Source organism: Flavobacterium fontis (genome assembly GCF_900129405.1).
GTDB classification, from domain to species: domain Bacteria; phylum Bacteroidota; class Bacteroidia; order Flavobacteriales; family Flavobacteriaceae; genus Flavobacterium; species Flavobacterium fontis.
Map to the genome: position 1 here is coordinate 30,622 of NZ_FQVQ01000003.1, position 23,631 is coordinate 54,252.

The 23,631-nt window shown below is 42.1% G+C and carries 19 protein-coding genes; 9 read left to right on the forward strand and 10 right to left on the reverse strand.

The features are described 5' to 3' along the window. Positions 1-50 precede the first annotated feature (50 nt). From BUC17_RS03625 to BUC17_RS03635, 3 genes are read left to right on the forward strand one after another with little or no spacing between them, the layout of a single operon-like run. Positions 51-2,921 (forward strand): TonB-dependent receptor, encoded by a 2,871-nt coding sequence (locus tag BUC17_RS03625; protein WP_073361723.1) that lies wholly within the window; start codon positions 51-53, stop codon positions 2,919-2,921. Positions 2,922-2,939: 18 nt separating this feature from the next. Then, on the forward strand, positions 2,940-4,310 hold the full coding sequence (locus BUC17_RS03630; RefSeq protein WP_073361725.1) for a DUF5689 domain-containing protein: 1,371 nt from the start codon (positions 2,940-2,942) through the stop codon (positions 4,308-4,310). Between the two features lies 1 nt (position 4,311). Next, positions 4,312-4,761, forward strand: coding sequence for a lipocalin family protein (locus tag BUC17_RS03635; protein WP_143161703.1), 450 nt, complete (start codon positions 4,312-4,314; stop codon positions 4,759-4,761). Positions 4,762-4,814: 53 nt separating this feature from the next. Here the strand turns inward: BUC17_RS03635 and BUC17_RS03640 are convergent, their stop codons facing one another. The 9 genes from BUC17_RS03640 to BUC17_RS03680 form a co-directional block, all read right to left on the reverse strand. Beyond that, complete coding sequence (locus BUC17_RS03640; RefSeq protein WP_073361729.1) at positions 4,815-5,810, reverse strand: NAD(P)H-dependent glycerol-3-phosphate dehydrogenase; 996 nt, start codon at positions 5,808-5,810, stop codon at positions 4,815-4,817. Positions 5,811-6,037: 227 nt separating this feature from the next. Then, entirely contained in the window at positions 6,038-7,201 is a 1,164-nt protein-coding gene (locus BUC17_RS03645; RefSeq protein WP_073361731.1) for an iron-containing alcohol dehydrogenase, read from the reverse strand. A gap of 131 nt (positions 7,202-7,332) precedes the next feature. Continuing rightward, positions 7,333-7,557: a hypothetical protein gene (locus BUC17_RS03650; RefSeq protein WP_073361733.1), complete on the reverse strand. Its 225-nt coding sequence runs from the start codon at positions 7,555-7,557 to the stop codon at positions 7,333-7,335. A gap of 16 nt (positions 7,558-7,573) precedes the next feature. Continuing rightward, positions 7,574-8,152: a nicotinate (nicotinamide) nucleotide adenylyltransferase gene (nadD, locus tag BUC17_RS03655; protein ID WP_073361735.1), complete on the reverse strand. Its 579-nt coding sequence runs from the start codon at positions 8,150-8,152 to the stop codon at positions 7,574-7,576. A gap of 86 nt (positions 8,153-8,238) precedes the next feature. After that, positions 8,239-8,601: a four helix bundle protein gene (locus BUC17_RS03660; RefSeq protein ID WP_073361737.1), complete on the reverse strand. Its 363-nt coding sequence runs from the start codon at positions 8,599-8,601 to the stop codon at positions 8,239-8,241. Between the two features lie 166 nt (positions 8,602-8,767). After that, the gene (gene gmk / locus BUC17_RS03665; protein WP_073361739.1) at positions 8,768-9,343 is read right to left on the reverse strand and encodes a guanylate kinase; all 576 of its coding nucleotides are present in this window, start codon (positions 9,341-9,343) and stop codon (positions 8,768-8,770) included. Positions 9,344-9,367: 24 nt separating this feature from the next. Next, on the reverse strand, positions 9,368-10,228 hold the full coding sequence (locus tag BUC17_RS03670) for a YicC/YloC family endoribonuclease (protein ID WP_073361741.1): 861 nt from the start codon (positions 10,226-10,228) through the stop codon (positions 9,368-9,370). Positions 10,229-11,017: 789 nt separating this feature from the next. Next, the gene (locus tag BUC17_RS03675) at positions 11,018-11,896 is read right to left on the reverse strand and encodes a DMT family transporter (RefSeq protein WP_073361743.1); all 879 of its coding nucleotides are present in this window, start codon (positions 11,894-11,896) and stop codon (positions 11,018-11,020) included. Continuing rightward, on the reverse strand, positions 11,893-12,243 hold the full coding sequence (locus BUC17_RS03680) for an arsenate reductase family protein (RefSeq protein ID WP_073361745.1): 351 nt from the start codon (positions 12,241-12,243) through the stop codon (positions 11,893-11,895). The genes BUC17_RS03675 and BUC17_RS03680 overlap by 4 nt, the downstream gene beginning before the upstream one ends. Positions 12,244-12,545: 302 nt before the next feature. Between BUC17_RS03680 and BUC17_RS03685 the strand changes: the two genes are divergently transcribed. Together BUC17_RS03685 and BUC17_RS03690 are read left to right on the forward strand one after the other, a co-directional pair. Next, positions 12,546-13,001: a DinB family protein gene (locus BUC17_RS03685; RefSeq protein ID WP_073361747.1), complete on the forward strand. Its 456-nt coding sequence runs from the start codon at positions 12,546-12,548 to the stop codon at positions 12,999-13,001. A gap of 107 nt (positions 13,002-13,108) precedes the next feature. Further along, on the forward strand, positions 13,109-14,251 hold the full coding sequence (locus tag BUC17_RS03690) for a cystathionine gamma-synthase (RefSeq protein ID WP_073361749.1): 1,143 nt from the start codon (positions 13,109-13,111) through the stop codon (positions 14,249-14,251). Positions 14,252-14,324: 73 nt separating this feature from the next. Here BUC17_RS03690 and BUC17_RS03695 read toward each other — a convergent pair whose 3' ends face one another. Beyond that, positions 14,325-15,119: a THC0290_0291 family protein gene (locus BUC17_RS03695; protein ID WP_073361751.1), complete on the reverse strand. Its 795-nt coding sequence runs from the start codon at positions 15,117-15,119 to the stop codon at positions 14,325-14,327. A 254-nt stretch (positions 15,120-15,373) separates the two neighbouring features. Here BUC17_RS03695 and gdhA point away from each other — a divergent pair, with 254 nt between their 5' ends. The 4 genes from gdhA to ileS all read left to right on the forward strand — a co-directional run bounded on the left by gdhA (position 15,374) and on the right by ileS (position 23,629). Next, on the forward strand, positions 15,374-16,717 hold the full coding sequence (gdhA, locus tag BUC17_RS03700) for an NADP-specific glutamate dehydrogenase (protein ID WP_073361754.1): 1,344 nt from the start codon (positions 15,374-15,376) through the stop codon (positions 16,715-16,717). 114 nt (positions 16,718-16,831) lie between these two features. Beyond that, positions 16,832-19,159 (forward strand): type IX secretion system anionic LPS delivery protein PorZ, encoded by a 2,328-nt coding sequence (porZ, locus tag BUC17_RS03705; protein WP_073362051.1) that lies wholly within the window; start codon positions 16,832-16,834, stop codon positions 19,157-19,159. Positions 19,160-19,239: 80 nt separating this feature from the next. Next, positions 19,240-19,953: a DNA repair protein RecO gene (recO, locus tag BUC17_RS03710; protein ID WP_073361756.1), complete on the forward strand. Its 714-nt coding sequence runs from the start codon at positions 19,240-19,242 to the stop codon at positions 19,951-19,953. A 274-nt stretch (positions 19,954-20,227) separates the two neighbouring features. Further along, on the forward strand, positions 20,228-23,629 hold the full coding sequence (gene ileS, locus BUC17_RS03715; RefSeq protein WP_073361758.1) for an isoleucine--tRNA ligase: 3,402 nt from the start codon (positions 20,228-20,230) through the stop codon (positions 23,627-23,629). The last annotated feature ends 2 nt before the right edge of the window (positions 23,630-23,631 follow it).

Here is a 23,631-nt window from a genome sequence, read left to right on the forward strand (position 1 = left end):
GTTAAGTTTATCTTAACTTTTTTTATATCAAAATTAACATTGCTTTATTTATGAAAAAACTTGTTTATGTTACTTTACTGCTCCTTCAGTGCTGGGCTGCCGTTGCGCAATCTGGAAGCGGAGTGAAAGGTAAAGTAGTGGAAGCGAAGACGAACAAGGCCTTGCAAAACGTCATCGTTTCTATTCAGAACACCAACTTTACCCAAGTGACCAACCGCGAGGGGGAGTTTGTATTCAACGATTTAAATCCTGGAGCTGTCCTTTTGAAAGTGAGTAGCACCGGATTTAAAGACCAACTTCTAAATGTAGAAGTCGCTAAGGGTCAAATCTCTGATTTAGGATTAATTATCTTGGAAGAGGATGTGACCTTAGAGCAGCAAATCAACTTGATTACTATTCTTGAAAACGACTTGAATGATGACAACAGCGGTTCTGAAAATACAGCAGGTTTGTTGCAAGCTTCTCGGGATACGTATCAACAAGCCGCCGCGTTCAACTGGGGACAAGCTCGTTTCCGTATCCGTGGTTTAGACAATGAATATGCGACCACTATGATCAATGGTGTGGTGATGAATAAATTGTTGGACAACCGTCCACAATGGGGGAACTGGGGGGGATTAAACGATGCTACGCGTAACCAAGAATTTACCATGGGTTCTGCCCCTTCTGATTATACCTTCGGTGGAATTTTAGGAACGCAAGAAATCAATACCCGCGCATCAATTTACCGCAAAGGTACCCGTTTGTCGTATGCTGGGACCAATACCAACTACAACTGGCGTGCCATGGCTACCCATGCTTCTGGAATGAATGCCGATGGATGGGCGTTTGTCATTTCGGCCTCGCGTCGTTGGGCACAAGAAGCGTATTTTGAGGGAACTGATTACTCTGCAAATTCGCTTTTTGCTAGCATTGAAAAACGAATCAACGACAACCATAGTTTGAACTTAACCACCATTTATGCACAAAACCGTCGGGGTCGTAACTCTTCCAATACCGATGAAATCAACAGTATTGCCGGAGTGAACTACAACTCTTTCTGGGGTTGGCAAGATGGAGAAAAACGCAATTCTCGTGACCGTGAGGTGGACGAACCTATTTTGATGCTTACCCACTATTGGAAACTAAGCGACAAAACACGTTTGACTTCCAATGTAATGTACCAGTTCGGTAAAATTGGAAACTCGCGTTTGGACTTCGTGAATGCAGCGAATCCTGATCCAACGTATTACCAAAACTTACCTAGTTATTTTACCTCTTTGTATGAAAATGATCCTTCTGTGGTACCCGCATCTGCTTACCAACCTGGAGGTTTAGGAGGTGTATTTACGCCCAACTTGGTAGGAGCTATGGACGCGCCGTTTTTAACCCAACGTCAAATCGATTGGAATGCCATGTACCGCGCCAATACAACGCCTATTTTGGACGCCAATGGTAATGAAATTGGTCGTCAAGCCGCTGAAAGTAAATACGTTTTGTATGAAGATCGTACAGATGATAACTTGTTTGTCGCCAATACCATCTTAAGTTCACAGCTAGCTGATAACATTGTGATGAATGGGGGAGCGAGCTACAGCCGTTTGAAATCGGCCAACTTCCAAATGTTGACCGACTTATTGGGAGGTTCTCATTTTGTAGATGTTGATCCATTTCAGTCTGGGACAGCACAACAACCCGACTTAAATAATCCGAATCGTCGTGTAGGTGAAGGGGATAAATATGGCTATAATTACAATTTGTTTGCCGACCATATCGACGCCTTTACCCAGTTTAAATTTACGTACAAAAAAGTAGATTTTTACTTGGGACAGTCCTTTAGCCGTAAAACATACCAACGCGAAGGGTTATACCGAAATGGAATTTACGCCAACTCTTCTTTTGGGAAAAGTGAAAAAGTTGATTTTGACAATTTTGGATTCAAAGGAGGGTTAACCTATAAAGTTACAGGTAAACACTTTTTGACCATGAACAGTCTTTTCATGACCAAAGCGCCATCGATGCGTAATGTGTTTTTCAATGCTCGTTTAAGCAATACTCCGATTCGCAATTTAGAAAGCGAGCGCGTGTCTAACTTGGATTTGAGTTATGCGATCAAAACGCCAACCTTCAAAGCGCGTATCACAGCTTATTACGCTAACATTCAAAATGCTACCGAAACCTCTTTCTTCTTTGCTGAGGGAGCTTTTGAAGATAACGATGGTGACGGAGGCGATGCTTTCGTAGCTGAGATTGTTACGGGATTGGATAAATTGAATTTTGGAGCCGAGTTAGGTTTGGAATACCAAATCACTTCTACCATTAAAGCTACTGCGGCGGCTTCCTATGGACAGTTTACGTACAACAGCAATCCAAATGTAGTGTTGAACGATGACACCCGAGCAGCTCGTGGATTATCGACTTTAGTGAATTTAGGAGAATCTAAATTGAAAAACTACCGTCAACCGGGTATCCCTAATCAAGCGTATGCCGTCGGTTTAGAATACCGCGATCCTAAGTTCTGGTGGGTAGGAGCCAATGTAAACTACTTGGCCGATACGTATTTGGATGTTTCTTCTGTATTACGCACCAATAGTTTCTTACGTAATCCATTAGATGCCAATGGATTCCAATTCCCCGAAGCCACTCAAGAACGTGTGGATCAATTGTTGAAACAAGAAAAATTCGATCCGTACACACTTGTCAACTTAACCGGAGGAAAATCGTGGAGAATTTCTGGTAAAAATCCAATCACCTTGGGATTATTTGCCACGTTAAATAATATCTTTGATGTACGTTACAAAACGGGCGGATTTGAACAAGCACGTAATGCCAATTTCCGTGAGTTAAACCAAGATGTATCTAGTGGAACTCCTGCTTTTGCACCACGTTATTTCTACGGTTTCGGACGTACCTACTTCTTCAATTTTTACATTAATTTCTAAAAAAAATAAAAGCACAATATGAAAACAACTTTTTTTAAACCCGTTCTTGCGCTAACGCTTTTAGCAAGTACTTTTGTCGGTTGTGTGAACGACGATGATTACGATACGCCTCAAGTTAATTGTATCGAAACGACCTTGGTGAAAACCAAAGAAGTTGCGGAAATTACTGCGGGATCTACCGTAGCACAGTACACCCAAGACGATGTGATTGAAGCCTATGTAGTTTCTTCCGATAAAGGGGGTAACTTCTTCAAATCGATTTCTTTTCAAACGATTCCTACGACAGCAAATCCTGTTCCTTCTGCGTTCAGTGTGCCTGTAGATGTAACGTCAACGTTTATTACGTTTGAACCCGGACGTAAAGTATTAATCAAAATGAAAGATTTGTACACCGACGTAAGCAATGGAGGTCGTCGTTTTGGGGGATTGTTTGTAAATTCTACGGGAACCGCGTCGGTTGGTCGTTTGGCGCCAGCACTTTACCGTTCCGTTTTGAACAAAGCTTGTACCCTTGTTCCTGAAGACCAATTAAAGCGCACCTTGACGATTCCTCAATTGTTGAATGATGCCAACATCAATACTTTGGTAGAATTGGAAAATGTTCAGTTTTCTAACCAAGCGATTACCACTACGTATTACGATGCAAATAATGACTTAGGTGGAGCGACCAATCACTTGTTGGTAGATGCCGATGGAAATACAGTAATTTTCCGTACCAGTAGTTTTGCCAACTTTGCTTCTCGTCCTGTGGCTTCTGGCCGTGGGAAAGTGCGTGGTATCTTGACAAAATTTGGTTCTGACTACCAGTTTGTTGCCCGTACGGAAGAAGATATTAAATTGACAGGACCTCGTTTGGTACCGTTGTTCTCTGAAAACTTTGAAGGAATTGCCAACACAGGAAACAACCAATTCATTGCTTTACCCGGATGGAGTAACGTATCAATGAATGGTGGAAATGAACGTTGGGAAGCTCGTATCTTCAGCGGAAATAAATACGCGCAGTTTTCTCCTTTTGGATTAACGCCAGCTGAAAACAACGTAGATACGCGTTTAATTACACCAGGAATCAATTTGACAGGTACCACTGGAGCTTTCTTGCGTTTTGGGTCAAAAATTGGTTTTGCCAATGGTGAGGCGGTTACGGTATGGATTTCGACCAACTATAATGGTTCAGGATTGGTTGCCGATGTAAATGCTGCAACTTGGACCCAATTGCCGGCTACTTTTGCACCACAAACGACAAGTTTCCCAACCAACTTTACCAGTTCAGGAAATGTGGATTTATCTGCGTATACCGGAACCGTGTACATTTCGTTCCGTTATGTAGGAGGTACCAATAATATTACCTCGACGTACCAAATTGACAACATTGAAGTTATTGCACAATAAGATGAAGAAGTTCGTATTCCTTTTAATGGCACTCCCTTTGCTTTTTACCGCTTGTGGAGAAGACGAAGAGACGTTTGTGCAACAAAATTACCTCGTGGGCAAATGGGAAATTACCCAAACGGGGACGATGAATGCACAAGGCGCCATCAACTACACCAATTATGTAAATGATGCCAATTGTGATAAAGACAATTACATCTTTAATGCTGATTTTACCTATCAACAAAACGATTTTGTGAATTCAGGAACGTGTACCAACCAATCAATTTCGGGAACGTACAACCGTTTGTCGACCAGTCTAACTTTGCGTTATACCACCAACGCTGGAGGTTCGACTCAAGTAATTACGCAATCGCTAACCATAGTATCGTTAACCTATACCGAAATTGTAGTGGCCTACACCACCAGTAACTCCAATCAATTGGTGTACTTAAAAATGACCAAAGTATAGTCTATTCGATACCGATAGTCCAAAAAAAGAGCCTCAATTTTGAGGCTCTTTTTTTAATCCAATTGTTCGGTTAATGTTTTAAATGTGCTTTTGGCATCTTTCCCTTCATACAAAACGGCATAGACCGCATCAATAATGGGGGTTTTCGCTTTATAGTCTTGATTGAGTTTGTAGGCACTTTTTACAGCGTAATAGCCTTCAGCGACCATACTCATTTCCATCATGGCCGATTTGACCGTATACCCTTTTCCAATCATGTTTCCAAACATGCGGTTGCGGGAAAAAACTGAATAACCCGTGACCAACAAATCGCCCAAATAAGCCGAATTGTTGATATTGCGTTTCATACGGTGCACTTTTTTGATGAACTTTTTCATTTCTCGAATGGCATTACTCATAATGACCGATTGGAAATTATCGCCATAGCCCAAACCATGGGCAATCCCGGCTGCAATGGCGTAAATGTTTTTCAACATAGCCGCATATTCCGTACCAATGATGTCATCGGAGGTTTTGGTCTTGATGTAATTTCCCGCCAATAGTTTGGCCATTACGCGTGCTTTTTTGGTATCTCCACAGGCAATGGTCAAATACGATAAACGCTCAAGCGCCACTTCTTCAGCATGACAAGGCCCCGTAATTACTCCAATGTTGTGGTAGGGAATGGCGTACGTAGTATGAAAATGTTCGCCAACAATCAAAAAGGTTTCGGGCACAATGCCTTTGATAGCCGAAAAGATAATCTTATCGTCAAGGCTCACGGTCAACTTTTCTAATTCACGGCTTAAAAAGGCCGAAGGAATGGCAAAAATCACATAATCCGCATAGGCAACAGCTTCATTGATGTCTTGTGTCAACCGTAATTTGGTAATATCAAATTCCACCGAGCTCAAATAGTTCGGATTGTGTTTATACGCTTTCAAATGATCAATGGCCGAACCGTTGCGCATGTACCAGGCGATTTCGTCCAAGTTAACGCATAGCATTTTGGCGATAGCTGTGGCCCAACTGCCGCCACCGATCACCGCAACTTTAGGTTGTTTTTGCATGGGTGTGGGTTTGATTTTTCAAAAATAGGTTTTTTATTTTGGCTACCCAAGATTCCACCGAAACGGGACCTTAAAAACTTTAACGTTTATTTTAACACAGCAAACTACAATTTCGAGTTTTTACCCTCGTTATCTTTTCAAAGGTTAGTTTAGTGAATTTTTGTTTTGGGTTGAAAAAAAGGCGTTCGGTTTTAAACGGAACGCCTTTTGTGTTGTAAGCCATTGGATTAATAACTGAGCGTTACAATCTCGCGCACTTTTTCAAGGGTTACATTTTGTCGTTCTCCAAGGCCCAACCAACCCCGTTCTTCAAAGCGTTGCACGATGAAATCGGCTGTGCCTTCAATATTTTCAGCATTTTCCGAAATACGGGTTTTCATGCCCATTGTATGGAAAAAGTTTACGGTTTTGTCAATCGCAGCTTTGGCAATTTCGTCAGGAGTTCCTGTTAAATTCCAAACGCGTTGCCCGTATTGGGCCAATTTTTCTTTTTTCGTTTCAAACATCACACGGTAGAGGTTTGGACCGATAATCGCTAACGTACGGGCATGATCAATCTCATACAAAGCGGTCAATTCGTGCCCAATCATGTGTGTCGCCCAATCGGAAGGAACTCCTTTTTGAATCAAACCGTTCAAAGCCATCGTCGCCGACCACACAAAATTGGACGCCAATTTATAATCGGTAGGGTTTTCGACTACCGAGGGGCTAATTTCAATCAAGGTTTGCAAAATACTTTCTGCAATACGGTCTTGCAACTGTGCGTCATGAGGGTAAGTTAAATACTGTTCCATTACATGGGTAAACGCGTCGACCACTCCGTTTTGCAATTGACGTTTGGGTAACGAGGCAATAACCGTAGGGTCTACTATCGAGAATTTCGGAAACAAAGCACTGCCGCCTAAGGTCAATTTTTCTTGGGTTGCATCGATGGTGACTACGGCCCCCGAATTCATTTCCGAACCCGTTGCAGGTAACGTCAATACTGTACCAAAAGGCACACAAACTGAAGCGTCTTTAAACAAAATGCGTTGCTTTAAAATTTCAATTGCATCGCCGGGATAGTTGACCGCGGCCGAAATAAATTTCACGCCATCAATCACACTTCCACCACCAATAGCCAAAACAAAGCCAATGTTTTCAGCACGAATCAATTCCACTGCCTTCATCAAGGTTTCATACCGCGGATTGGGTTCGATACCCCCAAATTCGATACAATCATACCCTGCCAAAGCGGTTTTCACTTGGTCATAGACGCCATTTTTAAAGATACTCCCTCCGCCATACGCCAACAAGATTTTAGTGTTTTTGGGCGTTACTTCGGCCAATTTTGCGATTTGTCCACGGCCAAAAATATAATTGACCGGATTGTATAGTTCAAAATTATTCATCATTCAAAAAATTAAACCCCAAAGGTAATTCATTCCCTTTATAACGGGTGGTAAGGGAATGTTAAGGTTCTATCTGCCACATTAAACATATATTCTTTTCTGTCTATTTAGAAAAAAAGTTTAGGCGGTAATTACTTTTTTGCAACCCACCGATGAATTAGAAATAAACCAAAACCAACAACAAATAAAAGAGAGGTATATTCAGGAATTTTTTTATCCATTAATTTGGCTCCTAATTGAATTGTAGCCCCAATGAAAAGGAAAATTAACCCTAAAATGCGTAATTGAGGGCGAAGAAGGGTGAAGAAGGTTTTTTTTTCACGATTTACGTTGGAATTGTTTTGAGTTGTCTTCATATCTAAAACTATTATTTTACCGATACAACAAATTCGCATCAACATAGTCCCAAACCGCATCGGGTAGGAGCGGACGCACATTTTTTTGTTGCGCAATGCCCTCGCGTATCGCTGTAGAGGAAATTTCTACTATGGGTGCGTTAATCTTGTGCACGTGCGGATGTTCCAGCAGTTCGGGTAAGGCTTCCCCAGCGGCTACACGCGGATAGACATAAATCGCGTGGTGTTCCAAGATGTACTCGTAATTTTTCCATTTGTGCAGTGAATTCAGATTGTCTTCCCCCATGATTAAGGCAAACTCGTGTTGCGGAAACTTTTCCAACAAATGTACCAAGGTATTCACGGTATAATTGGGCTGCGGTAACTTAAACTCAATGTCCGAAGGCTTGATTTTTGGATAGGCTTCTGTTGCCAAATGCACCAAATGTAGGCGTTGGTAATCGTCCAATAACGTACGTTTCTCTTTATGCGGATTGTGCGGCGTTACCACCATCCAAATTTGATCCAAATCGGAATACTCTGCCAAATGATTCGCAATAATCATATGCCCCACATGAATGGGGTTGAAGGTGCCGAAGTAGAGACCGATTTTCATAGAGTGACTAGTGATTAGTGACTAGTTCCGATATTTCGGGAGTGTCTAGTTACGAGTATATTTATGTTGTAAAGTAAGAACTTTTTTTAATGTAATGTTTTCGAAAATGCATTTATCATTTTACCTTCTTCTTGGATTTGAAGAAGAACAGTATGCAGTAATTGAACATCTTTGATATAGTGAAAACGTTCGGCTAGTAGTAACTGCGTTTCTAATTCGTAAAGTGAACCTCTTGCTATTGCGAGAAAATATATAAAAGATCGATTTGAATTTCTTCCAAATCCCTCTGCAATGTTTGAAGGAATTGACAGAGCACAGCGTTTCATTTGGTTAGTTAGAATGTCTTTTTCTTCTTTTGGGAATGATTTTACAAGTCGAAAAATAGCTTCCGTGATATCCATTCCTTTTCTCCAAATGTGGAGATCTTTGTGGCTTTTAATTGAATTCATAATGGCTAAGATTTAAAAATCAAATATATAAATTTCAGCCTTAATCTTCAATCACCAATCACCAATCACCAATCACTAGTCACCAATCACTAGTCACCAATCACTAATCACTAGTCACTAATCACTAGTCACTAATCACTAGTCACTAATCACTAGTCACTAATCACTAGTCACCCCCAACAAACCCCCTTACCAACTCCACCGCTTCTTGCTTTGCCGTGTCCAAGTCATAATTTTTAATGATTTTGTCAAACTGTGGGGCGGTGGCCAATTCGACGTGGGCTTTGGCGATACGCATATTGATTTTTTCGTCGGTTTCTGTGGAGCGTTCTTTCAAGCGGCGTTTCAATTCGTCTACGCTTGGGGGTTTCACAAAGACGGCTAAGGTTTGCTCGGGAAATTTCTTTTTGATCCGTAACCCACCTGCCACGTCGATGTCAAAAATTACATTTTTACCCAAGGCCCAAATGCGTTCGACTTCACTTTTTAACGTGCCATAAAAATTATCGCGGTATACTTCCTCCCATTCCACAAAATCCTCGGCTTTGATGTGCTGTTTAAAATCGGCGATGCTGATATAGTAGTAGTCTTTGCCGTGGACTTCATTGCCGCGCGGGGCACGGGTGGTACAGGAAACCGAGAACTCTAAATTCAGCTCTGGAATACCCAATAGGTGACGAACAATGGTGGTTTTTCCTGACCCTGAAGGGGCTGAGAAGACGATTAATTTTCCTGTTGACATGTGTGTTGTTTATGGTGCTAACGTTTACAGAACGTTTAAAACCTGTTCTTTAATTTTTTCCAATTCATCTTTCATCAAAACGACACATTTTTGCATTTCAGCATGGTTCGATTTTGACCCCATCGTATTGATTTCACGGCCCATTTCTTGCGTGATAAAGCCAAGTTTACGACCGTTGGCCTCATTTCCTGCTAGGGTTTCAAGGAAATAATTGAGGTGATTGTCGAGGCGCACACGTTCTTCGGTAATGTCGTATTTTTCAAGGTAGTAAATGAGTTCTTGCTCAAAGCGATTCTCGTCTACGTTGGCGCTAAGTTCTTCCAAAGCCGTTCGTAAGCGCGTTTTCACGGTATCTATACGCTCCGCGTCGTAACTCACAGCCTCTTGCATGAGTGCGCGAATGTTGGCAATGCGCTGGGTAAACTCTTTTTCAAGCGCCAATCCTTCATCACGGCGAAAGTTGATCATTGCCGTTAGCGCCTCATCAATTACCGATTGGATATGTGCCCATTCGGCCTCGTCGATATCGTCGCGTTCGGTTTTTAAAGCATCAGGCATACGGACGGCCATTTTCATGAGTTCGGTGGCATCGGCCTCCGGGAGAATTTCCCGCATTTGTGCAATATACCCCTTCACGATAGGCGCATTGATTTTGGACGCTGTTTCTTCTCCCGTAATTTCTATAAACAAGGAGAAATCGATTTTACCGCGTTCCAAACGTTGCGATAGTAAGTTCCGCACACCAAGTTCCATCTCGCGGTACATCGAGGGCATACGGGTATTAACATCGAGCCCCTTGCTGTTCAACGATTTGATTTCAACGGTGATTTTTTTGGTCGGCAAAGGCAATGAAGCCTTCCCAAAACCTGTCATGGATTGTATCATACATTTCGTAAAGGAGCAAAGATAGTTTTTTTGGAGGGAATGTGGTAATGGGGTAATGTGGCAATGTGTCGATGTGTCAATGTGGCAATTTGAAAATGTGTCAATTTGAAGATTTGAAGATGTTCTTTCTAAGAAATACTTGTTGACTTACGACTTACGACTGGCTGACTTACGACTTTTAATTTGAAAATGTGTCAATTTGAAAATTTGAAAATGTTCTATCTAAGAAATACTTGTTGACTTACGACTTACGACTTTTAATTTGAAAATGTGTCGATGTGCCGATGTGTCAATGTGCCGATGTGTCAATGTGTCGATGTGTTAATTTGAAAATGAGGCGATTTGAAGATTTGAAAATGTTCTATCTAAGAAATACTTGTCGACTTACGACTTACGACTGGCTGACTTACGACTTTTAATTTGAAAATGTGTCAATTTGAAGATTTGAAAATGTTCTATCTAAGAAATACTTGTTGACTTACGACTTTTAATTTGAAAATGTGCCGATGGGGCAATGTGTCGATGTGTCAATGGGTTAATTTGAAAATGAGGCGATTTGAAGATTTGAAAATGTTCTCTCTAAGAAATACTTGTTGACTTACGACTTACGACTTTGTGACTTACGACTGTAAATTTGAAAATTCACGTTCTTAGAACGCAACCTGAAACCTGAAACTTGAAACCTGAAACCTGACGCGAGGCTTTAGCCGACTGATGTAGCGAAGCGAAATAAACCTGAAACTTTAAACCTCAAACTTGAAACTAACAACTCCCCTTTGGGGTTGGGGGTTACTTCTTACGCGTCACCAGATACACTCCCGCAAAGATCAATCCCGCTGAGAGTAGCTTTATAAGGTTTACGTCGTCTTTGCCTAAACTCACAGCAAAAAACGTTGCAAACAAGGGTTGTAAGTAGATAAATACCGCTACAGTCGTGGGTTTTAACTCCCGCATCGATACTAAGTTCAATAAATAGGTCAAAAACGTAGAAAATACCACAACAAAACCAATTTTCCAGAGAATGTCAATACCCAGGGTCGGCCAAGCAATGGCTTGAAATTCGCTCCACCCAAACGGCAACACCATGAGGAAACCAAAGGTATAAATCCATTTCACAAAGGTGAAGGCGTTGTATTTGTCCATCAATTTTTTGACAATGATGAGGTAAAACCCATACGATACCGCATTGACAAACACGAGCAAGTTACCCAACGTTGCATTGGAAGCATTCACCACCGATTTCCCATACAAAATCAAGGTAACCGTTCCAATCAGTCCCAACACGATTCCCAAAATCTTTGAGGTTTTCATGCGTTCTTTCATCAAAAGGGCCGAAAGCACCAACACAATCATAGGGGTAGAGACCATCAATACGGCGCCCATAATCGGTGAGGTATAACTCAATCCTTTGAAAAATGTTAGCATATTGAACGCCACTCCAAACAAGGCTGCGGCAGCAATTCGAGGGAAATCAGTACGGGCAATTTTTTCTTTGGGACCAAAAAACGATAACAGCCAGAACAAGATCACCGAACCCCCAACGCGCAATACAATAAACCCAAAGGGTTCAACATAGCGCGGCATAACGTCTTTGGCAATCGTAAACGTTACCCCGTAAATTATCGAAACCAAAGTGGCAGCGACGAGCGCCCAAGCACGTTTACTCATGATAAGGCGGCTATGGCTTGTGCCACAACTTTTGGACTGTTGCCAACAAAAACTTGGTTCTCTACCACAATCACCGGACGGTTCAAAAAGGTGTAATGTTCCAAAATGTAGCGCTTGTAATCGACTTCGGTTAAAACATCATCTTTCATATTGCGTTCTTTATACAACTTCGCGCGCTTGCTGAACAACACTTCATAGGATCCCGTCAGGGCGTGAATTTCATCGAGTTGTGCAACCGTGAGCGGCGCCTCTTTGATGTCCTGAAATACAAATCCCTCCGTATTGGGGAGTGATTTCAAGATCCGTTTGCAGGTATCACACGTTTTGAGGTAGTATATTTTTCGCATGAGAATGTTTTTGGCAAAAGTAGGGATTCTGGGGGAGAATTCAGTAAGCAGTGATCAGTGGGCAGTCATCAGTGATCAGTGGGCAGTCATCAGGAATCAGGAATCAGTATTCAGTCAACAGTCATCAGTCAACAGTGAGCAGTATTGGACAATATTTTGAAATGGACATATAATCAAGGAGAAACTTTTAACTTGTAATCCATTGTGCTCATAAAAACAACATCACGTATCCAACATTTATAATTTGGCAGTCAAAATTTAAAATAGTAAAAACTTTATCTTCGTAAGAAAATTAAACCTACATGGAATCCTTTCTTAAAACCTGGGAAACTAGTCGTAAATTGTATCTTAAATTCCTAGATGCGTATACCTTAGACCAACTTAACACAATCCCTGAGGGCTTGTCCAACAATATGATTTGGCAAGCAGGACACGTTATTGTTTCCCAACAAAAACTGATGTATACCTTGTCCAATTTGCCGATCAATATCCCACAAGAGATGGTGGTGAAGTATCAAAATGGTTCCCGACCTGACGGCAACGCTACCCAAGAAGAGGTGGATGAAATCAAAGCGTTATTGCTTTCCACCGTCGAACAATTCAAGCACGATTGGCAATCGGGTAAATTCACCACATTCAACGAATACCAGTCCCAAACCGGATTTCACTTGGCAACCTTTCAAGATGCCGTAACCTTCAACGCGTTCCACGAAGGCATCCATTATGGGATGTTGATGTATTTGAAGAAATTGGTTTAGCAATATGCAATGTTCAGTTTAACAACCGACAACCAACAACCGACAACCGACAACCGACAACTAACAACCAAATTCCCTACCTTTGCCCACAATTTAGATTTTACCTTATGAAATTTAATACCAAAGTAATTCATGGTGGACAACACCACGAACCCGTAACTGGAGCGGTAATGCCTCCCGTATTTCAAACGTCAACGTATGCACAAGCGAGTCCCGGGAAACCCGTAGGCGACTACGAATATAGTCGAGCAGCCAATCCTACTCGTCAAGCATTGGAAGATGCCTTAGCGTCAATCGAAAATGGCGCACGTGGGTTAGCCTTTGCTTCCGGTTTGGCAGCAACCGACTGTTTGTTACGCCTTTTTAAAGCGGGAGATGAAATCATCGCTATGGACGATTTGTATGGCGGTACGTATCGTTTGTTTACGCGTTTATATAAAGATAGCGGCCTAAAATTTCATTTTGTCGACATGAACGATTTAGATGCGTTTCAGGCTTTAATCAATGAAAACACCAAATTGGTTTGGGTAGAAACCCCCACGAATCCCTTAATGAAATTGGCCGATATTGCTGCTATTGCCGAGATCACGAAGAAACACAATATTTTATTTGCAGTCGACAATACGTTCGCTACGCCGTATTTGCAAAAACCGTTAGACCTAGGAGCGGATATCGTAATGCACTCAGCAACCAAATACTTAGGAGGTCATAGCGATGTTATTGCTGGGGCGTTGGTCATCAAAGACAAAGCGCTAGGGGATGAATTGCATTTTAAACAATTTGCTACGGGAGGAACCCTCGGACCCATGGATAGTTATCTTGTACTGCGCGGCATCAAAACGTTGCATTTGCGGGTACAACGGCATTGCGAAAATGGCCATAAGGTGGTAGAGTTTTTAAGCAACCATCCTGCGGTAGATCAAGTGTTTTATCCCGGTTTACCCGATCATCCTTTTCATGCCATTGCCAAAAAACAAATGCGCGATTTTGGGGGCATGGTCTCGTTTACATTTAAATCGGGAAAAGGCGAAGATGCCATTGCATTTTTGGAGAAAGTAAAAGTATTTACCTTGGCAGAATCATTAGGGGGCGTAGAATCTTTAGCCAATCACCCGGCGTTGATGACCCATGCGTCGATTCCCGAAAACGTGCGAAAAGCCGGCGGAATTTCTGATGACTTGGTCCGTTTGAGTGTAGGAGTCGAAGACATTGACGATCTACTTGCCGATTTGGAACAAGCGTTTCGATAGATTATTTAAAAAGGAATAAAAAAATAAAGCTCCAAATTAACTTGGAGCTTTATTTTTTTTGGAATTAATAATCCTATTGTAAGTAATAAATATAACCGAAGTTCAACATCAAGTTCCAGTCGTTTGCGCGGTTTTCAGTATACACGCGGGGATCTGGACTTAAACCATCCACCCAGTTGGAAAAGTAATATTGCCAACGCAATTCTACCATTAAGTCGGAGAGTTCTGTCAATTTATATCGGGTTCCGATACTCGATACCAAAGACCATGTGGTACCTCCACGAGTATCAAACGCTTCCAAATATTTGATAGGAGTCACGGTTGGTAACTCTCCTAAACCAGGTCCTAATTCAGAGTAAGCGGTGGGTTTGAAAAACGAGAATTGTGCTCCAAAACCTAAGAATGGCGCCCAAGAGCCTGTGGTTGCTGTAAAATCACGAATACTGAATGGGTAAAATTCCAATTGCATCCCGATATTGGTTACCGCAGTGCTCCCACGCATGGCACGCAATTGTTGTGCTGTTAAAGAGCTTTTACGTTCGTCTACCCATTGACCAAAATGCTGTAAGTTGGTTTTGTTATAGGAAAGTTCTGAACGTAATTTAAAGTGGTCATTGAAATACGTTTCTGGGGTGTAACAGTTACACTCCGCGCGATACGAGAAATTAAGGTAATGAATCAATCCAATACCAAAACCTGTGTTACCAGCATTGGTAGAAAAGTCATTACGCTCTCCATAATCAGATTGAAAGGCCACCGGACCAAAAATACCCCCGATTTCGTGGGAAAACCCAAATTGCGCTGCCGTACGGTGGGTTAATCCCAGCAAAAGCAATAAGGTCAAAATAAAATACTTAGACGTCCGCATACGAGTTTTTTCAATTCCCGACAAATATATAAAAACATCATTCACTTGGAAAACAAATTAAAAAAATACTTCTTTATCTACGAAAAAAAGCATAAAATGTTTTAAAATGGCTTCAAAACCACAAACTTCTTTAAGATATCTTAACGTTTAAATAAAAATTATGCGGATTTAAAAAAAATGAACCCCATATTTTTATAAAATGTATATTTGTCGAAATTAAAACGAAAACGTTTTCTTAAACAAACTGATAAAGTATGTCACAAGCAATCCACAATTTCTTAGCCGAAGTGGCTAAAAGAAATGCCAATGAGCCTGAGTTCATGCAGGCCGTAAAGGAAGTGGCGGAGACCGTAATTCCTTTCATTGAACAGAATGCCAAATACCAAAACAAAATGCTCTTAGAGCGTATGGTTGAGCCCGAGCGTGTCATCATGTTCCGCGTGTGTTGGATTGATGATCAGGGGAATACACAGGTAAACCGTGGGTATCGTATTCAAATGAATTCAGCTATCGGACCTTACAAAGGAGGGATTCGATTCCACCCTTCAGTAAACTTGAGTATTTTAAAATTCCTTGCGTTTGAACAAGTATTCAAAAACAGTTTAACCACACTTCCTATGGGCGGTGGTAAAGGAGGTTCAGATTTTGACCCAAAAGGAAAATCAGACAATGAGATTATGCGTTTTTGTCAGGCCTTTATGACAGAACTTTCGCGCCATATTGGAGCTGATACCGACGTACCTGCTGGAGATATTGGTGTGGGAGGACGTGAAGTCGGCTATATGTTTGGTCAATATAAAAAATTACGCAACGAATTTACAGGCGTTTTAACAGGAAAAGGCATCACGTTTGGAGGTTCGTTAATTCGTCCTGAAGCAACCGGTTACGGCGATGTTTATTTTGCCCAAAATATGTTGGCAACTCGTGGCGAAAGTTTTTCAGGAAAAACGGTAGTGGTTTCTGGTTCTGGAAATGTAGCCCAATACGCCATCGAAAAAGCAACCCAATTGGGAGGAAAAGTTGTAACGGCTTCTGACTCTTCTGGATACATCTACGATGCTGATGGAATCGATGCTGAGAAATTGGCCTATATCATGGAAATCAAAAATGTTCGTTACGGTCGTATCAATGAGTACGTAGCGAAATATCCCAACGCCACTTTCGTAGCGGGCAAACGTCCTTGGGAAGTGAAATGTGACATTGCGTTACCTTGCGCTACTCAAAACGAATTAAATGGAGAAGAAGCCAAAATGTTGATTGCCAACGGTTGTATTTGCGTGGCTGAAGGTGCTAATATGCCTTCCACACCTGAAGCTATCGAGGCCTTCTTGGCTGCCAAAATCTTGTTTGCTCCTGGAAAAGCATCCAATGCGGGTGGGGTAGCCACTTCTGGATTGGAAATGTCACAAAACTCCTTGCGTTTAAGCTGGACCCGTGAAGAAGTTGACCAACGTTTACACAAAATTATGAGTGATATTCACGAATCTTGTGTGAAATATGGTAAAGATGAAACGGGTTTTGTTGACTACGTTCGTGGAGCAAATATTGCAGGTTTCGTAAAAGTAGCCGATGCGATGTTAGGGCAAGGCGTCGTCTAGTCGTTAAAAACATGATTATAAAGCAAACCTTCTCTCGTTTTGAGAGGAGGTTTTTTTTATGCTTTCGATATGATTTTACGTAATATTGCGTTACGATACTACTATCCTTTCGCTATGAAAAAACACCTACTGATATTCCTGTTCCTCGTTCAATGTGTTGGAGCGCAAACCAACCGCTTGTGGCAGGGGTATTTTTCGTTTAACCAACTGGGGGCTTTAACTCAGCGCGGGACTACCGTATATGCAGCCTCCGAGAACGCCCTTTTTTTTCAAAAACCCGATGGATTCCTAGAAACCATTACCAGTGTCAATGGTTTAAAAGCAGAAAACATAACGGCCATTCATTACAGCGAGGCTTTTCAAGTACTTTTAGTGGGTAATAGCAATGGCTTATTATTGGTTATACAAGCCGATGGAACCGTAGCTTTCAAAAACGGTATCCTTACCGAAGTACCCGTTCCCGCCGGCCAAAAGCGCATTAATCATTTTTCGGAGTTTGATGGGAAGGTCTATCTTTCTACCGATTATGGGATTTCGGTGTTCAATTTGAACCAACAAGAATTTAGCGACACTTACTATATCGGGGATGGTGGCGCCCAAACAAGGGTTATTCAAACCACGGTATACAACAATTCGATCTACGCTGTCATGGGGAACTTTCGTATCAAAAAAGCGGCTGTGACCAATCCGTTTTTGATCGATTTTTCCCAATGGGTTTTGCACGACAGCGGCTTTTGGTATGGTGCACAAGCGTTTCAAAATCAGTCCGTTTTCTTCAACGCCGATGGAAATGTTTACCGCTGGAATGGAACGTCCTATACGTTATTGTTTTCGGTGGGACAACCACCTATTGATTTTCGAACCACCGCCGATTACATTGTGCTGACTACTGCCCAAAAAGTAATGGTAGCCAATGCGGCGGGTGTAGTTTTGGTCAATTACAATACTTCCAATTATACCCCACAACCCGTAACCTTCAATGCGGCCACGGTAGCTGATGAAACGGTTTACATTGCCACCAATGAAGTAGGCTTGCTACAGTTTCCCATAAGCGCTCCTAGTAATGTCACTACACTAAAACCCGATGGTCCCGATTTAAACCAACCTTTTCGATTGAAAAAGACCGAAGACAAGCTGTTTGTAACGTATGGCCGATTTAGTTTTACCTACGATCCGTACAACCCCAATCCGCCGTTTCAACCCTACCTTTTTCCCATCAATTATTTTGACAAAGAACAAGGATGGAGCAAAATACCAACCACCGATGTGCTCAACGCCCGAAGTTTGACGAGTCTAGTAGTTAACCCCTCCAACGCGAATGAAATTTTTGTAAGTTCTTATTTCTCGGGAATTTTAAAATTGGAAGATCTGGTCCCGACTACCTTGTTTAACCAAACCAACACAGGAGCGAACGGGTTGGAATCGCTACAATTAACCCCGCCCGATCCTTCGTATGTTGACATTCGTATCAATGGATTGGCCTACGATTCCCGCGGTGATTTATGGTTAACCAATGCTTATGTCGATAAAGGGTTGAAAGTGTTTCGAAAAACAGGACAGTGGCAATCGTATGATTTAACCAATATTTTCACCGAGCCCTTTTTTGAGCGGTATGGACAAATAGCCATCGATAAAAACAACACCAAATGGATTCCCACCTACCGGGCCAATGGGTTGGTAGCCTTTAATGAAAATTACAGCAATAAATTTTTATTTGTCAAAACCGGAACCGAAGGCAACCTGCCGAGTTTGGACGTACGTTGTGTAGCCATCGACAACCGAAATCAGGTGTGGATTGGCACAGCACGGGGACTGCGAACGTTATCCTCAGCCGATGCATTTATTAACGCCGAGTCCTTGCAATCGCGTCCCATTATTATCAATGAAATTATCAACGGTCAAACCCTTGCGCAAGAACTCTTTTTTGAACAAGTGGTGTTGGATATTTGTGTCGATGGCGCCAATCGCAAATGGGTTTCCTTGGCCGATTCTGGGGTGTTTTTGGTGTCTCCCAACGGGCAAGAAACGATTTATCAGTTTACCAAAGAAAATTCCCCCTTACCGAGCAACACCGTAAATGATATTGAGATTGACGGAACCACCGGAGAGGTCTTTTTTGCCACCGAAAAAGGATTGGTTTCTTTCAAAGCCAATGCTACCGCACCCAGCGATGATTTGGCTAGTGTATTTGTATATCCGAATCCCGTTCGCCCTGAATATGCGGGTACGGTAAAAATTGCGGGTTTGACCGATAAAGCGGTGATCAAAATTACCGATATCGAAGGAAATTTGGTTTTTGAAACCACCGCAGCGGGAGGTACTATCGAATGGGATACGACCGCTTTTGGAAAATACCGTGTGGCCTCGGGCGTCTATATGATTTTCATTTCTGCTCAAGACGGAATTGAGACTACGGTGCGTAAAGTAATGATTATTCGATAGTGTTACCATGAAAGTTGTGTTTTCACCCTGGGTAATTTCTTTGTCAACCTTGTGTTGTTACTAAAGGTAAATTTTTAACCATGCTCGTAAAAACCAAAGCCATCGTTTTATCGGCCTTAAAATATCAAGAGAAAAGCTTGATTGTAAAGTGCTATACCCAAAGCGACGGCCTCAAATCGTATTTTGTGCCGAATGCGTTTTCGGGAAAAAAGAGCGCCTCCAAAATGGCCTATTTTCAACCGTTGACGCTGCTCGAAATTGAAGCCAACCATAAGAATAAAGGGACGTTGGAACATTTTAAGGAAATTCGCTTGGCAGTACCGTACCAGTCCATCCCGAGTCATATTGTGAAAAGTACCATCGTAATTTTTCTCTCCGAAATATTGCACCACAGCATTCGGGAGGAAGAGAAAAATAGCCAACTGTTTGCCTTACTAGAATCTGCATTATTATGGTTGGATGCCCACGATGATATTGCCAATTTTCATTTGATTTTATTACTCGAAGTGACCAAATACCTTGGATTTTATCCCGAACAAGACAATACTACCGATCCTTTTTTTGAAATGATTGAAGGCATATTTGTGCCTTTTCAAGGAGTCAGCTGCTTGAATGCCCACGAGACGGTACTTTGGCGTAAACTCATGGAACAAAAAATCGAAAATCCAGGAAAAGTGTTCACCAGCACCGAACGCGCGATTTTACTCAAAATTCTTTTGGATTTTTATGCCATCCACCTCGATGCGTTCAAAAAACCAAAGTCGTTGGAGGTACTTCGCGAGGTGTTTGCTTAGGAGGAGTCACTAGCCACTAGTCACTAATTACTAGTCACTAATTACTAGTCACTAGTCACTAATCACTAGTCACTAATAACTAATCACTAGTCACTAGCCACTAACTATCAATCAACCTGATTTTGTTACGCTATCCGTAAGCAGCCTTAGCAACGTTGCATTTCCAACAAACGCTATCTAAATTATTCCTAAAAATCAGTGCCCTTGCATCAATTTTAGCTACTTATATGCCAAATTTCATTACTTTCGCAAACTGATTTAAGAAAACCACAAAATGCGTACTAAGTTTACTGAATACAAAGGACTTGACTTGCCGCTAGTAGCCGAGGAAGTGCTGAAGTTTTGGAAAGAAAATAACGTTTTTGAACAAAGTGTTACTTCGCGCGACGGAGCTACGCCTTATGTGTTTTTTGAAGGACCGCCATCAGCCAATGGATTGCCGGGGATTCACCACGTGATGGCACGTGCAATCAAAGATATTTTTTGCCGGTATAAAACCCAAAAAGGGTTCCAAGTAAAACGAAAAGCGGGCTGGGATACCCACGGCTTACCGGTTGAATTAGGCACCGAGAAAGAATTAGGCATCACCAAAGAAGATATCGGGAAAACCATTTCCGTAACCGAATACAACGAAGCGTGTAAACGCACCGTTATGCGCTACACCGATGTGTGGAATGATTTGACGGAAAAAATGGGCTACTGGGTCGACATGAACGATCCGTATGTAACCTACAAATCCAAATACATGGAAACCGTTTGGTGGTTGTTGCAACAAATCTATAACAAGAACTTGTTGTATAAAGGATACACCATTCAACCCTATTCACCCAAAGCAGGAACGGGTTTGTCTTCCCACGAAGTGAACCAACCCGGCACCTATCGCGATGTGACCGATACCACGATTGTGGCTCAATTTAAAGCGGTTCCCGATAGTTTGCCGACCTTCTTACAAGGTTTCGGAGACATTCATTTCTTGGCTTGGACGACCACACCTTGGACGTTGCCTTCGAATACCGCGTTGACGGTCGGACCCAAAATCGATTACGTGTTGGTAAAATCATTTAACCAATATACATTCGAACCCATTCAAGTAATTCTGGCCAAACCCTTGCTAACTAAAGTTTTTGGTGGAAAATATACGGCAGCTGAAAGCGAAGCCGATTTTACCAACTACAAATCGGAAGATAAGAAGATTCCGTATGCCGTGCTAGCCGAAGTCAAAGGTGCTGATTTGGTAGGGATTCGCTACGAACAACTGTTACCGTATGTATTACCGTATCAATCGCCAGAAAATGCGTTCCGTGTGATCTCGGGTGATTTTGTGACTACCGAAGATGGAACGGGTATCGTACATACCGCCCCAACCTTTGGTGCAGATGATGCCAAAGTGGCTAAAGAAGCTACACCCGAAGTTCCCCCTATGTTGGTGTTGGACGAAGCAGGTAATCCGGTACCGTTGGTAGACTTGCAAGGTCGTTTTATCCAAGGTTTGGGCGACTTGTCGGGTAAATATGTGAAGAATGAATATTACAACGAAGGCGAAGCCCCCGAGAAATCGGTCGACGTCGAAATCGCTATTCGTTTAAAAGAAGAAAATAAAGCCTTCAAAGTGGAGAAATACGTACACAGTTATCCCCACTGCTGGCGCACCGATAAACCAATTCTTTACTATCCGTTAGATTCGTGGTTTATCAAAATTACAGAAGTCAAAGACCGCATGTTTGACCTAAACGATACCATCAACTGGAAGCCTAAAGCGACTGGGGAAGGCCGTTTTGGGAATTGGTTGAAAAACGCCAACGACTGGAACTTGTCGCGTTCGCGCTACTGGGGTATTCCGTTGCCGATTTGGCGTACCGAAGACAAAACCGAAGAAATCTGTATCGGTTCGGTCGAACAGTTGTACAACGAAATTGAAAAAGCGGTGGCTGCTGGTGTAATGAATGAGAATCCTTACCGCGGATTTGAAATCGGGAATATGGACGAAGCCAACTATGATTTGGTGGACTTGCATAAAAATATCGTGGATAACATCGTATTGGTAGCCCCTTCAGGGAAAGCCATGAAACGGGAATCCGATTTGATTGACGTGTGGTTTGATTCGGGCGCTATGCCGTATGCGCAATGGCATTATCCGTTTGAAAATAAAGCGTTCATTGACAACAACGAAGCCTTCCCTGCGGATTTTATTGCAGAAGGTGTGGACCAAACCCGTGGCTGGTTTTATACCTTACATGCCATTGGTACCTTGGTGTTTGATAAAATAGCCTACAAAAATGTAGTGTCAAACGGCTTGGTATTGGACAAAAACGGGCAAAAAATGTCCAAGCGATTGGGCAATGCCGTAGATCCGTTTGAAACATTGAAAGAATACGGCCCCGATGCGACGCGTTGGTACATGATTTCCAATGCGAATCCTTGGGACAACTTAAAATTTGATATCGAAGGTGTGGCAGAAGTGCGTCGTAAGTTCTTTGGTACACTGTATAATACGTATTCGTTCTTTGCGTTGTATGCCAATATCGATGGGTTTACCAACCAAGAAGCCGAAGTGCCTTTACAAGAGCGTCCCGAGATTGACCGTTGGATTCTTTCGGAATTGCATACGTTGATCCAAACGGTAGATGAAGCCTATGCCGATTATGAACCGACCAAAGCTACACGTGCGATATCTGATTTCGTTCAAGAGAACTTAAGTAATTGGTATGTACGTTTATGCCGTCGTCGTTTTTGGAAAGGCGAATACGGTACCGATAAGATTGCAGCGTATCAAACGCTATATACCTGTTTGGTTACAGTGGCAAAATTGTCGGCTCCTGTGGCACCCTTCTTCATGGATCAGTTGTACCGCGACTTGGTCAATGCAACGGGAAGCCCCGAATTTACTAGTGTTCACTTGGCAAATTTCCCTCAATTTGTTGAAAAATTTGTTGATAAATCGCTGGAGCGTAAAATGTTAAAGGCGCAAACCGTTTCATCGTTGGTATTATCCTTGCGTAAGAAAGAGATGATTAAAGTACGTCAACCCCTGCAAAGAGTAATGATTCCAGTACTTGACGCCACTTTTAAAGCGGAGATTGAAGCGGTTTCCGACTTGATAAAATCCGAGGTAAACGTCAAAGAAGTGGCATTATTAGACGATGCATCTGGGGTGTTGGTCAAGCAAATTAAGCCAAATTTTAAGGCCCTCGGACCCCGTTTTGGTAGAGATATGGGATTGATTTCCAAAGCGATACAAGACTTCTCCCAAGAGCAAATTAATACGCTTGATGCTGAAGGAACGTTGGATATTGAAATTTCAGGAAAAAATTTAACTTTAACCTCCGAAGACGTCGAGATTACCTCGCAGGACATTCCAGGGTGGTTGGTGGCTAATGCCAACGGGATTACAGTGGCGCTAGACATTACCTTGACCTCCGCTTTGAAAGAAGAAGGAATAGCCCGCGAGTTGGTCAATCGAATCCAAAATATCCGTAAGGACTCGGGATTTGAAGTTACCAATACAATCGAAGTTGTTTTGCAACGCAACGGCGAACTAGAACAAGCCATTGAAAACAATAAGGCTTATGTGTGTTCTGAAACGCTGACCCGTTCGCTAACTTTTACCGACGTGTTGGAAGAAGGTATCGAACTCGAATTTGATGATATAAAAACCAAAATACTAATCTCAAAATAGGA